Source organism: Lacticaseibacillus hegangensis, from assembly GCF_003946465.1.
Lineage (GTDB): Bacteria > Bacillota > Bacilli > Lactobacillales > Lactobacillaceae > Lacticaseibacillus > Lacticaseibacillus hegangensis.
Window position 1 is genome coordinate 17600 of record NZ_RHOL01000009.1, and the last position, 14425, is coordinate 32024.

A 14425-nucleotide genomic window follows, 5' to 3' on the forward strand; every position below is an offset into this window, starting at 1 on the left:
TTTGACAGAACAATTACGTGTTTTATCCGAGCTGGCGTGCGGCGACATGGTCGCGCGCTACCTGATTGACGCCCATCAGCATGTGGAGTGGACGGTGTTTCCCGCCGCTTTGGCCGAGTCTGTAGTGGCGCCGCCAGACCAGGTCAACACCTTTTCACTGGTCCAGGCCAAGCGGCGGCAGGATCCGTCCGATAAAAACTTCTCCAACGGCTCGACGAGCTTTAACAGCGCCACGGCCCGGAGCCTGACCTTTGCCAGTCAGCTGATCGTACCCAGCAGGGCTGGCGTGCACGTCACGACGGCGCTAGTCGATCCGGACGGCAACCGCTATACACAGGAGCTGGTGTGGCAGGCTGAGGAGCATCGATTGAAAACCTGGACGACCTTCACCAACGGGACCGCGGCCGTGCAGACGCTGGATGGCTTGGCCTCGGTTTGCCTGGCGGGGCTTTCGCCGTTTCACGCTAAGCAGAAAACCGGCGACTTGGACCTGCTGCGGCTGCGCTCGAAGTGGGCGATGGAAGGTCGGCTGGAGCAGCGGCCAATTGAGGAATACGGGCTGGAGGAGAGCTGGAAGCCATCCGGCCTGGGCCTTGAGTCTTTTGGCCAGAACGGCACCATGCCTGTGCGGCGCTTCTTCCCGCTGGTCGGGGTGCAGGACAAAGATCAGGACTGCCTGTGACTGGTGCAGCTGGCAGGCAAGGCGTCCTGGCGCCTGAACGCCGCTCGGCTGGATGATCGCCTGGTCGTCTTCGGCGGCCTGCCGGACCGCGACACCGGCGCCTGGTTCCAGGAGGTGGCGCCGGGGGTGACCATTCGCACGCCGTTTGCTTACGTTACCTGTGGCCAGGGCCCGTTGCTGCAGGTCAGTAAGCGCCTGCACGTGCCGGTGCAGGCCAGTGATGCCAGCGTGGTTTACAACGAGTGGGCGACCACTTGGGGTGAGCCAACGACCGCGTCGATCAACCGGGCCCTGCCGCTGCTTGCGGCCCACCACATTGGGACGTACGTGATTGATGCGGGCTGGTTTCGCAAAGGTAGCACCAATTTTGACCCACAGATTGGGGACTGGCAGGTCGACCGGGATGCTTTTCCCGAGGGGTTGAAACCGGTGGTCGCGGCGATTCATCATCGTGGCATGAAGGCTGGTATCTGGTTTGAATTCGAGAATGTCGGGCCGGACAGCGACCGCGCCAAGGACCAGACGATGCTGGCTAAACGCGATGGGCAGGTGGTCGCGACCCTGAAGCGCCGGTTTCTCGACATGACGCTGCCGGCCAATCGGCAGTTCCTGCAGACGCGGATGATTGACTTGCTCAAGGCCAATGGGTTTGATTACCTGAAGGTGGACTACAACGACACCCTCGGGCCCGTCATGGACGGTAAGCACCCGGGCGCGGCGGCGCTGGAGGATCAGATCGACGCCACCCTGGCGGTTCTGGCCGATGTGCACCAGCAGCTTCCAGGCATTCAAGTCGAAAACTGTTCGTCGGGCGGGCACCGGTTGACGCCGGCGTTCATCGAAAATACCGAGTTTTCCTCATTTTCCGATGCCCACGACACGCTGTCAATTCCAATCGTGGCCGCCAATGAGCTGGTGGTGATCCCGCCGGCCAAGAATCTGATCTGGTGCGTGCTGCACGCCGATGAAGACTTAGAGACGTTGTACTACCATTTGATTGCCACCTTCCTGGGGCGTATCTGCCTGTCCGGTGACATCAGGGATCTGAGTGGCGCGCAGTGGGCGGCCGTCGATGCCGGTATCGCGTTTTATCAGACGCATGCGCCGCTGATTTTTAACGGCAGCCCTTATCGCCTCGGGGCGCCGGTGCTCAGTTATCACGATCCGCACGGCGTTCAGGTGATCGGCTTTTACAACGGCCCAAGCCTTGCGCAAAGCAGTCAGGTACTGGTGATGGTGTGGAGTATGGCGCCAGGTGCAGGCACGACAGTTGAGTTAGGCCTGCCAGCAGCGGATTGGGAGATTGTTGACCAGTACGGCAGCAGACAGTTACTCGTTGATGCCAAACACCTCAAGGTCACGAATGCCTCATCAGGTTACCACGCTGTCGCCCTGGCGCTGGACCGTAAGTGCTAGGCCTAGTCACCTTCAGAATTAAAGAACGTCTCGTTCGCGAAGAACGAGGCGTTAATTTTTGGCTTGCCAAGCGGACATTGTGCCAGCCCTTTTGGTGGTGACGTTCAATGATAAACCGAAAATCGATGATCTCCCCCCTCCGGAGTATTTACACTCGCCGCAGGATTTTAACTTAACCCTTACATGGAGCGGCTTAGATTTTTACACGTTTTGGGTATGGTGAAAGTGAGGAAAATTCCTCGTCACTCTTTTCTTATGTTGGGGAATTACAAGGTTAAGATGCGGAATCTTCTCGCGTGGTGGTTAGGAGGCACGCAAATAGCCTGTCATTTATCTGTGAGCCAGCTTTTTGAGGATTTGGGGAGGACGTTATGGCGATTGAAGCCGTTATTTTTGACTGGGAAGGCACGACCATTGACTACGGCGGGCGCGCCACGCTGCTGGCGTTTCAGCGCACTTTTACTAGTTTTGGCGTGAAACTTTCGGAGGGCGTGGTTCGCCGCGACATGGCGCTGGGCGACCTGGCCCACATTCACCGGCTGTTGCAGGATGCTGCCGTCCGCGATGGTGCGGCCGCCTATTTTGGCATGACCAGCATTGATGACTTGGCGGTTCGAATTCTGGCCGCGATCAAACGGACGCGGCTGGCGATTCTGCCGACTAGCGCGCAGCTGAAGCCTGGCGTGCGCGAACTGATTGCCTATCTGGAGGCCAACCACATTCCCTATGGCACCACCAGCAGCGGTGATCCAGAGTTGATCCCGGATCTGCTGCCGCTGGTGGCGGCGCAGGGATTTCGACCGCACGTCAACATCACCACGAAGGATGCCGAGGCAGGGCGGCCGGACCCGGCGATGAACCGCCTGGCGATGGCGCAGCTGGGGGTGCAGCATCCAGCCCGCACGATTATTTTGGGGGATACGCTCGACGATATTCGTGCGGCACAGGCGGCGAGGGCCAACGCGGTCGGCGTGATTGAAGGCGCCAGTCTGCTTGGACTGGCCAAGGACCAGTGGCTGGCGTTGACCAACCAAGACCGGCAGCAGCTGCGGTGGAAAATCCGGCGGGAATACGCGGCCGCCGGGGCGGATCTGATCGTGAATAATGCGCGCGATTTGGTGCGTCTCATGCAAAGCGAGGCGACCATGGCGGCGAATTGAATCATCCATGTGATGCTGGCACCCTCTTTTTCATTGAGACGGGCGACTTTCAGCATGCAGGAAAATCGGCATCCTTTTAAGTAATCTGGACCGGGTGCAAGCGGTTGATGGGGTATAATGATCGCGAACAATCAATGTTGAACCTGCGACCATGATGCCGGGAGGCGAGCCACAATGAACGAACCAACGCCAGCTCAGGAACCAACCCCGAAAACCGAGACAAGGCCTCGTGAGCGGATCACGTACTGGCTGTATTTTACCGGCCAGGCGATGGGGTACATGACCCTGACCGCTTTTTCCACGACGTACCTGATGATGAACGGCGTCAACGTCAGCGCGGTCGCTACGGCGATGTTCATTGCCAAGCTCTGGGACGTTTTCGCCGACGCGCTGTTTGGCGTGCTGTACGACAAAGTGCACTGGCGCTCTGGCAACAAGGCGCTGCCGTGGCTGCGGCTGGCCAGCTTCACCGTGCCGATCACGACGCTGATCTTATTCCTGATTCCCAGCGGGCTGACGCCGACCATGAAGCTGGTGTGGTTCGTCATCGCCTACATCATCTGGGACACCAGTTACACGATGAGCGACGTGCCGATTTACGCGATGATCACCAGCATGACGGCACAGGTCAATGAGCGCAACTCGATCCTGTCGATGGCGCGGCTGTTTGCGCTGGCCGGCAGCTTCCTGGTCACGGTGATTGGGCCGGTGCTAGTCTCCGAACGGGTGGGGATGAGTTTTCCCCAGATGGTCGCGATTATTGCGGTCATGACACTGGTTCTGATGTTCCCAGTGTCCGTGTTTGGCAAGGAGCGGATTAAGCCCAAGGCCGGGACGGAGAGCCATTACCACTTAAAAGACATTATTCACTACCTGCGCACGAACAAGTTTCTCGGCATCTACTACCTGGGTTACCTATTCTGGGGCCTGACCCAAACTGACCAGGTGGTCGGCCTGTTCACCGCGTACTACCTGTTTGGCACCGCGCTGTTTGCAACCCTGACGACCGTGCTGGTGGCGATTCCCACCATCATTTTCTCGCCGTTCATGGGCCGCATCCTCAAACGGGTCGATAAGTTCAAGCTGTTTTACTTTAGTATGATCGCGCTGGCTGTCCTGGCGTTCGCGATGTACTTCGTCGGTTATCACAACAAGACGATGTACCTGATTATGGTCGTGCTGCGAGCCATTCCAGTCGGGCTGATCGGCGTTTTGGGCCTGACCTTCACCCCGGACATCGTGGAGTACGGCGAGTTTAAAACGCACATCGATGCGCGCGGCATCGCATTTGCCGTGCAGTCCTTTGCCGCAAAACTGTCCTCGATGAACGCGCCGCTGGGCCTGGCGGTGCTGAGCCTGTTCGGGTGGAAGGCCATCACGGCCAGCTCGTTTGCCGCGCTTGAGGCCGAGCACGTGACGCAAAGCGGCAGCGCTTTGAGCGGCCTCTGGGCAGTCACCGCGCTGGTGCCGGCGATCGGCGCCGTGCTGGCTTCGATCGTCCTGACCTTCTACAAGCTCAACGACCACGACGTTCAGCTGATGGCCAAGGTCAACGCCGGCGAGCTCGACCGGGCGGCGGCAGAGAAGCAGATGAAAAATCAGTACTAAATCGTGTTCAGAAGGCGTGGCCTGAGCCACGTTTTTTTGTATCTGGTGTACTCGAAATAATGGCTGGATGGTTAGAGCCACTAGGCAATTAGGCGTATTTCCAGTATGATTATTGGAGCAGAAAAGTTAATGAGCGGTGGTATCTGTTTTCGGAAGAAGGTGAGGCTAATGGACTTGATGTTCATGCCCTCTAATTCTAAGGAAAGGAGGTACGAGTTTGTTTGTGATTGGCGCATTGGCGACAATCACGGCTTGCATCGGCTGGCTAGAATTCCTGGTCATGGCGTTAACGCGCCTTGTCTACAGGATTATCATGCTGCATGACGCAGTGTGTCAGCTGATAAAAGCGTTCGGCCGTGGCCGAAAAAAGAAGCAAACTAAAAAGCCGCGCTGAACTTTGGCAAGCATCGCGACTTTTTAGTTAAGATGTAAACCACCGCTCTTTAGGCGGTTCTGCGGGAAAGTCACCTTTGCAGAGGTGGCTTTCTTTATGTTTCAAGTATAGCATGATTTTTTCTGCGAGAGAACCAAAGAACAAGCAGTCCTCGGGAGAATCAACTATAACGCTTTACTCGCCAAATCTGCCAGCACTTTGGTCTGCGGCGCTGGCAAACTGCCATCGGCTTTCGGACCAACGTTCAGTAGCAACCGGCCGCGCTGCGGGCGCGCGTTTGCGATCATCTGGCGCACCTGCTTGGCGGTGATGAAGTCGCTTGGCCGCGCGGCGCGGTTGTAGCCGAACGAGTAGTCCATGCCGCGGGTGATCTCGTAGTAATCCGGCGCGCCGGTCCAAACGGTGTGGTACTCCAGCGTGCGGTAGTCGTAGTACTGCGGCGCGGCGGTCTTGTTGTTTTTTTCCTGGCGCCAGTTGACGAAGGCGCCGCCCGCGTTGAACAGCGGGTACAAGGCCTTGTGCCGCATCCAGCCGGGGTAGTCGCTCCAGCGGTCGTCCACCATGCCCTCGGGCACCGCGGCGTAGTAATCGCGGAACAGCTGCGGCAGCCGCGGATCCTCCGGGTAGCCGATGTCGCTCCACAAAATGTCGGGATGGTAGCGGTCGATCAGCTCGTGCCACTGGGCCCAGACGTAATCGCGGTACTGCTTTGAGTGGTCGGAGCCCAGCAGCATGGTCGCGGCGCTTTGGATGCGCTCGTGCTTGAAGGTCCAGTCGAGCAGGCTCGAGTAGTACACGCCAAAGCGCATGCCGCGGGCACGAACGGCCTTGGCCAGCTGGCCGACAAAGTCAAAATCGAGGTGGTAGCCGGGGCGGCACGGATTTTCCACCTGCGTGTCATACATCACAAACCCGTCATGGTGCTTGGTGACGACCACGACGTACTTCGCGTGCGCCGCGGCGAACGCGTCGGCCCATGCCTCGACGTCCACGTTCCGGGCTTTTTCGCGAAAAGTGTCGGCAAACGCCGCGTACGGCGCGTTGCCGTAGTGCTCGCGGTGGTACTGGCCGGTCGGGCCGGTCGGAAACAGCATCGCGTTGCCGTACCACTCGGCGTAGGGCTGGTGCTTGAACTGCTCATACAGGGTCGGGTGCTTGCCCGGGCCGGTCACGGGTTTGGGCGCAAACGCCGGCACGCTGTACAGACCCCAGTGGATGAAAATGCCAAAGTCGGCGGCCTCGAACCACGCCGGCGCTTGGTGGCGGTGAATGTTGACTTCACTCATGGTGATCCCTCCTGTGTTGATGAGTGGCGACGGAAAAGTGGTTCAGCGGCGCGGCGCCTTTTTGCCGTGATTGGCCAAGGCGACGAGCAAATCGACCATCCACAGCTTCAAGCTGCCGCCGCTTTGCTGGGCGAGGCGCACCAGCGGCGTGTCCCAGACGATGGTGGCCAAAAACTGACCTTCCGGCGAGTCCTTGGGCGTGCCGTCATTTTTCTGCATGTTGGCGATGACGACGGTGGCGACCAGGCGCGCGACTCGCGAGTACTTGGCCAAGTCGCGCGGCACGCTGAGCCGGGTGAAGTCGCCGGGCTGCGGCGCGCGGACCGGCGCCGGGGTCAGACCGCTGAGCGCGGTAAAGTCTGCCACGTTCGGCAGGCCAACTGGCTGGCGGTACCAGGCGGGTGCCTCCACGCGAAAAGCGGGGGCGTCCACGGTCAGCGGCAGCTGCGTGATCATGTTGCGGCTGTTGTTGCCGACGCACACGTGCCACGCGCCGCCGGCCAAGGTGAACTGCTGGCGGCCTTCGTCCCAGCGGCAAAACGTGCGCTGAGGCAGCGTCAGCGTGACGCGCTGCTGCTCACCTGGGTCCAGCCAGACTTTTTGAAAAGCGGCCAATGCTTGCTTTGGTACCAGCTGGTCCTGATCGTCTTCGCTGACGTAAGCCTGCACGACCTCGGCGCCGCGCATGGTGCCCGTGTTTTTCACGTCAACGGTGACGGTCAGCGGTTGGTCGGTTTTGCCAAGGTGATCGGCGTTTAAGCGCGCGTTGCTCATGGCAAAGGTGGTGTAGCTCAGCCCAAAGCCAAAGGGATAGGCGACGGGCTGCCTGGCCTTGTCATAGTAGCGGTAGCCGACGTACAGACTCTCGGCGTATGGCACTGACAGCGGCGTTTTCCCGTACAGTACGCTGGAGGGCACATCTTCGTAGCGCAGCGGGTAGGTTTCGGCCAGCTTGCCGGATGGGGATACCGCACCGAACAGCAAGCGCTCGGCGGCGGTGCCGACGGCTTCACCGCCAAGGAACAAGTTAAGCACCGCCTTGGCGTCCTTCGCCCAGTCCGTGGTCACCACCGAACCGGCGACCAGCAGGACCACCACATTCGGATTGACGGCCGCCACGGCGTGCAGCAGTGCGGCTTGATCTGCGGGCAGTGCCATGGTCGTGCGGTCGGTGCCTTCCGCCTCGGCGGTGGCCGGCAGCCCCAGCACGACGATCACGTCTTCCGCCTTCTTTGCAGCGGCCGTGGCCGCCTTGACCAGCTTTTCGTCGGCCTGGCCGTCCAGCGCGTAGCCCGGCGCGTAGGTATACGCATGCCCGGCGGCCTTGAGCCCGGACAAAATGGAAGTGCTTTGCGGGGTCGTGATGTGCGACGACCCTGCGCCTTGAATGCGGGTCTCGTCGGCCAAGGCGCCGATCACGGCCAGCTTGCGGCCAGGTTGCAGGGGCAGCGTGCCATCGTTTTTCATCAGGACGGCCGAATTTTCCTCGATCTGCTGCGCCAAAGCGACATGGGACTGCAGGAGCGCCGTGCGATCGCCGGTGAACGCGGGGCGCTTCCGGTCGGCGATGGCCGCGATGTTGGCAACGGCGCGGGTGAGGCGGGCGCGGTCCAGCGCGCCTGTTTTCAGTGCGGCCAGGGCGGGCTTATCGAACAGGTGGCCGGAGCTCGGCATTTCCAGGTCGGTGCCAGCGTTCAGGCTTGCGACCTTGTCGTTCAGCGCGCCCCAGTCGGTGACGACCGCGCCCTTGAAGCCCCACTGTCCGCGCAGCACGGTGTTGAGCAGGTACTCGTGGTCGCTCATGTACGTGCCGTTCAGCAGGTTGTAGGCAATCATCACGGTTTCCGGCTGGCCTTGGGTGACGGCGAGGCGAAAGGCTTCGAGGTACAGCTCGTGCAAGGCGGTGGCATCAATCAGCGAATCGGAGCGCAGCCGGTCGGTTTCCTGACTGTTGCCGGCAAAATGCTTGAGCGAGGCGCCGACGCCTTTTGACTGCAGGCCGGAGATCCACGCGGTGGCAAGCACACCAGTCAGCAGCGGGTCCTCGGAGAAAAATTCGAAATTGCGCCCGCCCAGCGGATTGCGCTTGATGTTGACGCCGGGGCCGAGCACCACGTCAACGTTCATCGAGCGCGCCTCTTCGGCGATCGCCTGGCCCATTTTGACCAGCAGGGCCGGATCCCAGCTGGACGCCGACGCGCTGGCAGTGGGAAAGGCGGTCGCCGGCACGGCCTCGTTGATGCCGAGGTGGTCGGCCGCCTGCGCCTGGTAGCGCAGCCCGTGCGGCCCGTCGCTCATGCGAATGGCGGGGATGCCGGCGACGCTTTCGCTGCTCCAAAAGTCCCGGCCCGAGGTGAGCTTGATCGCGTCCTGGTCGGATAAGTCGCGGCGAGTGGCGCCGCTGCCGATGGTGATAGTCATCCTAAAACCCCCAATTCTTACCTTGAGAATAACACGCGAAAGCGGTTCTGTAACGCGCTTGGGGTCGCTTTATTTGCTGGAAAAAGCAGTCTGGCGTGGTACGATGAAGCGGATGCAACAATAGGAGGATGACGCTGTGAAAAAACATCGCGCACTGAAAATTATTGGGGGCTTGCTGGGATCCGTGGTCGTCATTCTGGGCGGCTACATTGTCTACCTGTACGCGGCCTACTACCGGCTGCCTGACAACTTGAAGCTGCGGGCCCAGCACAACCAGACCGGTGCGGTGCAGGTGGGCAAGACTTACCTGGCCCAGTCGTACAACATCGGCTACGATTCGTACCCGCCGAGCTATTCCTTTTTCATGGACGGGGGCAAGTACTCCCGCGCCTATAGCAAAAAGGCTGTTCAGGACTCGCTGGCCGGCGTGATCAACACCACGCGCCAAGGCGATCCCGACTTTGCCTTTTTCCAGGAAGTGGATCAAGACGGCGACCGCTCGCAGCACGTCGATGAGGTGGCCGGCATTCGCGGCGCGTTTGGTCAGCAGTACAGCAGCGTCTACGGGCAAAACTACGACTCGCCGTACCTGTTTTACCCGTTCAATCAGCCGATTGGCGCGGCCAAGTCTGGGCTGGTGACGCTGGCCAAGTTCAAGGTGAGCGGCGCGCGGCGGTACTCGCTGCCGATCGCGACCAACCCGACCAAGTTCACCGACCTCGACCGCGCCTTCACGGTGACCCAGACGCCCACCAGCAACGGCAAGCACCTCCAGCTGGTCAACATCCACATGTCGGCGTTCACCAAGGACCGGTCGATTCAGCAGGCGCAGTTCGCCAAGCTGTTCAAATATATCGACAAGGCGTACAAGCAAGGGGATTACGTCATCGTCGGCGGCGACTACAACCACCGCCTCCTGAAGGATTCCGCGGCGATTTTCCACACGAAGCCGCAAAACGAGACCTGGACCCACCTGTTCCCGTACGACCAGCTGCCGGCTGGCTTCCACGTCCCGACCATGGGCCTGGCCAAAGCCGCCCAGCCGTCCGTGCGCGCACTGGACCAGCCCTGAAAACCGGGGAAGAGCTTCGTGACGCTGATCGATGGGTTTATTCTATCGCCGAACGTCAAGGCCAAGTCGGTGAAAATTGTCGATACCGGGTTTAAGTACTCGGACCACACGCCGACGCGGATGGAATTTGAGCTGGAACCCTAGCACCACTACCTATGATTGGCACTTCTCTGATTCGAACGAACAATCAAAAGCAGACGTCAAATGCGGACGTCTGCTTTTGATTTGGGCCGGGAACCCTCGGTTGGAGCTTCTAACCTCGGGATTAACAATCGTCCCCGATGGTTTCTGCGTAGCGCCGGACGAGAAACTCGGTGGCGAGGAGCAAGATGTAGGAGCCAGTGATGGGATTGTTGGTTTTAGTGACGGCGTACACAGACTTAAACAGGTATGTCTCTGGAATGCCGGGATTTTGGGTGAACAGCGCAGTGTCTGCTGGGGAGTTAGAAATAATGTCGATCGTGGCAGAAAACTTGCTGACGAAGTAACCATAAGTTGAAATCGCAATTGCCAGATCGCCCTGCCTGAGCTGTTTGGCCTCGATCACCTGCTCATCACTAGTGCTGGGGACGTAGATGATTTTTCCATATCGCGCCAAGTCGGTCTGAATAATATTTGCAATTAATCGCGAACTGGAAAAACAGAAAATAAAGACCCGCGACGCGTGATGAATTGCTTGAGCCAACTGATCAAACAGCGAGATGTCAGCATTGTTGATGAAGTCTGTCATGGTCCGGTTGAGTTCGCGCCCAAAAAAGTTGAGGTACTCTCGGGGCTCGTTCTTGACCAGACTCAGCTTTGTCTCGGGGATGTGAAAGCCAGATGACTTAAGGGCGAGCTTTTCTTTGCGGGCGCTGTCTCGCATGTCGGTGTAGTTGCGAAACCCCGCGGCCACGACAAAGCGGCTAACGGTCGGCTCTGAAACGTTGCACTGCTGTGCGAGTTCTGTGATGGACATTTTGGCTAACCTGGGCCCCAGACGCAGGATGCAGTCGGCTAGTGTCCACGGGGTCGAGTTGATCGTATTTGTCTGTAAAATTTGAAGCATACTTTCCTGCAATGTCATGGCTTGCCCCTTTGAAAATCTTTTCATGTTTGTGAATAATCGCTTATAGGCTGAATATACCACTCCGATACGAAAATGTAAGCCCCTACATTTGTCGTATGATAGCTCGTGTAGGAGAGAGCAAGGGCACGATTCCTTGTTAGACCAAGCCTTGAGAGTGGTGCGCAACCACTACTTTCACTCAGTCAACTTATTTCAGTTTACCCAGTCGAGGCCTCGATGACGTTTGCTGACGATGAGTCAGAATCATTCAAAATGAAAAGGGTTTCTTTCGCTGATTGGTTTGGTCTCCTACATTGTCATTCAGTTAGCGACAAGGAGGGATTACTGATGACCACGCCACATCTACAAGAACTTGATGGTCAGACCGTACTAATGGTCGATGATCAACCATTCATCGGCTTGGCGGCAGAATGTCACAATTCTAGTGCCAGCAGCACGGCATATATGAACACAAAGGTGTGGCCTCGTGTTTCGCCACTAAACATCAATACCCTGTTAGTGCCAGTCTATTGGGAGCTGGTTGAGCCCGCACCAGGCAAGTTCGACTTTTCCTCAGTTGAAGACCTGATCTTGGGCGCGCGAGCGCACCAGGTGAAACTGGTGTTGCTCTGGTTCGGACTATGGAAGAACGGATTGTCATCATATGTCCCTGGTTGGCTCAAAGCCAATCCAACAGTCCAATACGCACAACAACAGGCCGGTCAGCACTTATACTCGATTTCGCCCGCCGATCAGCGAGCGGTTTCGCAAGATGCCAGGGCGTTCGCCCAGCTGATGGCCTTCATCAAGAAGGCTGATGCTGAACAATCAACCGTAATCATGGTGCAGGTGGAAAATGAAGTGGGGCTGCTTGAATCCGACTTTGACTACTCAGTGGCCAAGGATCAGGCGCTAAGTCAGACCCTGCCGCGAGCACTCAGTCAAAAGCCCGGCACGACCTGGCAACAGCAGTTTGGCGCCCAAGCCGGAGAGGCCTACATGGCGTTTCTATACGCCGCGGCGGTGCAGCAAATCGCCGCGGCAGGCAAGGCGCAGTATGCCTTGCCGATGTATGTAAACGCGTGGCTCGAAAAACCGCTCGGGCGCCCAGGCAACTACCCCACAGGGGGACCGACTGTGAGGATGCTGCCGATTTGGCAAAAGGTGGCGCCGGCCATTGATCTTGTCGCCCCAGATCTCTACGTGCCGAATTTCAAGGAAGTGAGCGATGCTTATGCGGCCCCCCAGCAAGCGCTGCTGGTTCCCGAAACTAGGCAGGATTTGCGCACTGTGTCCAACCTTATCTATGCAATTAGTCATTATAATCTCCTGCTATTTTCGCCCTTTGGTGCTGAGGATTTCTTCAGCCAAGCAGCGGCCCTTGATGAACATGTGTTAAAAGCAGTGGCCATCGATGCCGACGCTTTTGATTGGCACCAAACCGGGCCGGAACTGGCCCGCGCTAATGCGCTTTTGGCGGGGCTCTTACCATTACTCGTTTCCAAGCGCCAGACAGCGCAGATGCACCCATTTATGATCAGTCAGGCGGCCGACCGCGGCCGGCAAATCAAGTTAGCCGATTGCGAGGCGCAAGTGCACTTCCTGAAGCAGGAAGGAAACGTATCGCCTTCAGCGGGTTTTGTTCTGGAGCTCGCCGATAATGAATTTCTACTTTTCGGGGTCAATCTGTATGTGGACTTGGTTGCTGATGATCCACGGCGCAAGGTCGGCTTGTTGAGCCTTGAAGAAGGCACTTGGGAACGCGATGGGTGGCACGCGGGCAGAATGCTCAATGGCGACGAACGCTACCGCATTCAGATCGGTGCGATGCCGCAGCTGCTCAAGATTAAGACCCATCTGTACTGAGGCGCACTGTCAGTTCAATTGAATATTCGTTTCAGTAATCATTGTCAAAGGAGTGAGGATCGTGAACTTGCAAAAAATTGGCGAAAAGATTTTACCGGTTGTCGGTAAAATCAGTAACCAAAAGCATCTAGCCGCCATCCGCGACGGGTTCATCATGGCGATGCCAATGAGCCTGGTCGGGTCAGTCGGGTTACTGCTTCAGAATTTTCGCATTAACTTGGTCAATACGACGTTGCCGCTTGACCAAGACCCCTTCCAGAAATTTCTGGTGTTCGTGTTCGGGAAGAACTGGACAGCTTTTCCTAATGCCATCACCAACGTGTGCAACAATTTGATTTCAATCGTGGTTACGGTGACCATCGCCTACATGCTGACTGAAAATTATATTGAAGCCGGTAAGGCGAAGAACAAGTATCAGCACGCCGATCCACTGGTTTCAGCTATCATTGCGCTGCTCGGCAGTTTCTTGGTCTTTCCGCAAAGCACTGCAGGCAAACTTGGCAACGTCTGGACCCAAGATTCCTTCGGAGCGACCAGCCTGATTCTTGGCATGATTGTCGCATTGCTGTCGACTGCGATGTACGTTCACTTATCAGACACCAAGTTGACGATCAAGCTTCCAGATTCCGTCCCACCGGCCATTTTGAATGCGTTCGCCTCGGTGATCCCACTGGCCATTAGTGTGATCGTGATCAATGCAATCGAGTTCATCATCCGTGCCTTCGGGTTTACCGGGATGCAGGACTTGATTTACAAACTGGTTCAAGCGCCATTGCAAGGCGTCGGGACCTCAGTTGGTGGCGCCTTTATCACCGTTATCGCGCAGAACTTGGTGTTCTTCTTCGGGATTCACCCTGCTGCGCTGTCACCGATTTTTGAACCTATCAAAACCATCAATCAGAATGATTTGACCAACCAGTTGCTTCACGGGGCCTCAGTGATGAACTTAAAAGGTGCCCCAATCGGTCAAACCCTGCAGATGATCATGGGTTTGACGACCGTCTCTGTCTGCGTGGCAATCTTCCTGGTTGCACGTCAGTCGCCACACTATATGTCAATCGCCCAACTGGAATTAATTCCAGGGATTTTCAACATTGGCGAACCAATGATTTATGGCCTGCCAATCGTGCTAAACCCGTTCATGTTGATTCCTTATGTGTTCGCGAGTGCGATCACTAGCACGATCTACTACTGGCTGGAGTTGATCCACGCTATTCCCGCCATCGCGATCGCCGTTCCATGGACGACCCCGCCATTTCTTAACACGTACCTGGCTTCAGGCGGTCACATTATGCCAGTGCTCGTGCAGATTATCTGCTTCGTGTTTGACGTGATGATGTTTATCCCGTTCGTGAAGATGGCGATTCGGTCAGAGGCCAACAACGCTGCACTTAACGCAGATTAGACCCCGTTTCAGAGTAAAACCTCATGCGAGTTAGGCCCGCGTGAGGTTTTGTGGACGAAACAGGCGA

Annotated in this window: 10 protein-coding genes and 1 pseudogene; 8 read left to right on the forward strand and 3 right to left on the reverse strand. The window is 57.6% G+C overall.

All coding sequences use genetic code 11. The features are described 5' to 3' along the window. Position 1 precedes the first annotated feature (1 nt). The 5 genes from EKM86_RS03780 (at position 2) to EKM86_RS12345 (ending at position 5260) form a co-directional block, all read left to right on the forward strand. Positions 2 to 682 carry a hypothetical protein gene (locus EKM86_RS03780; RefSeq protein WP_125755206.1) on the forward strand — a complete coding sequence of 227 codons (681 nt, stop codon included), beginning with the start codon at positions 2 to 4 and terminating at the stop codon, positions 680 to 682. Positions 683 to 685: 3 nt separating this feature from the next. Next, on the forward strand, positions 686 to 2098 hold the full coding sequence (locus tag EKM86_RS03785; protein WP_164506156.1) for a glycoside hydrolase family 36 protein: 1413 nt from the start codon (positions 686 to 688) through the stop codon (positions 2096 to 2098). Positions 2099 to 2469: 371 nt separating this feature from the next. Continuing rightward, positions 2470 to 3258: a phosphonoacetaldehyde hydrolase gene (gene phnX / locus EKM86_RS03790; RefSeq protein WP_125755210.1), complete on the forward strand. Its 789-nt coding sequence runs from the start codon at positions 2470 to 2472 to the stop codon at positions 3256 to 3258. Positions 3259 to 3432: 174 nt separating this feature from the next. Next, the gene (locus EKM86_RS03795) at positions 3433 to 4866 is read left to right on the forward strand and encodes an MFS transporter (RefSeq protein WP_125755212.1); all 1434 of its coding nucleotides are present in this window, start codon (positions 3433 to 3435) and stop codon (positions 4864 to 4866) included. A gap of 217 nt (positions 4867 to 5083) precedes the next feature. Then, positions 5084 to 5260, forward strand: a complete 177-nt coding sequence (locus EKM86_RS12345; protein ID WP_164506157.1) for a hypothetical protein — start codon at positions 5084 to 5086, stop codon at positions 5258 to 5260. Between the two features lie 164 nt (positions 5261 to 5424). Here EKM86_RS12345 and EKM86_RS03800 read toward each other — a convergent pair whose 3' ends face one another. Together EKM86_RS03800 and EKM86_RS03805 are read right to left on the reverse strand one after the other, a co-directional pair. Next, positions 5425 to 6546, reverse strand: coding sequence for an alpha-L-fucosidase (locus tag EKM86_RS03800; protein WP_379908839.1), 1122 nt, complete (start codon positions 6544 to 6546; stop codon positions 5425 to 5427). A 42-nt stretch (positions 6547 to 6588) separates the two neighbouring features. Then, the gene (locus EKM86_RS03805) at positions 6589 to 8967 is read right to left on the reverse strand and encodes a glycoside hydrolase family 3 C-terminal domain-containing protein (RefSeq protein WP_125755216.1); all 2379 of its coding nucleotides are present in this window, start codon (positions 8965 to 8967) and stop codon (positions 6589 to 6591) included. 136 nt (positions 8968 to 9103) lie between these two features. On the opposite strand from EKM86_RS03805, the pseudogene EKM86_RS03810 reads away from it, so the two are divergent. Beyond that, positions 9104 to 10183 (forward strand): annotated as a pseudogene (locus tag EKM86_RS03810) (endonuclease/exonuclease/phosphatase family protein). A 121-nt stretch (positions 10184 to 10304) separates the two neighbouring features. Here EKM86_RS03810 and EKM86_RS03815 read toward each other — a convergent pair. Beyond that, a complete protein-coding gene (locus tag EKM86_RS03815; RefSeq protein WP_164506158.1) occupies positions 10305 to 11087 on the reverse strand; it encodes a MurR/RpiR family transcriptional regulator in 783 nt (260 codons plus the stop codon). A gap of 348 nt (positions 11088 to 11435) precedes the next feature. Between EKM86_RS03815 and EKM86_RS03820 the strand changes: the two genes are divergently transcribed. Both EKM86_RS03820 and EKM86_RS03825 read left to right on the forward strand, forming a co-directional pair. Next, complete coding sequence (locus EKM86_RS03820; RefSeq protein ID WP_164506159.1) at positions 11436 to 12953, forward strand: DUF5597 domain-containing protein; 1518 nt, start codon at positions 11436 to 11438, stop codon at positions 12951 to 12953. A gap of 61 nt (positions 12954 to 13014) precedes the next feature. Next, the gene (locus tag EKM86_RS03825; protein ID WP_164506160.1) at positions 13015 to 14358 is read left to right on the forward strand and encodes a PTS sugar transporter subunit IIC; all 1344 of its coding nucleotides are present in this window, start codon (positions 13015 to 13017) and stop codon (positions 14356 to 14358) included. Positions 14359 to 14425: the final 67 nt, after the last annotated feature.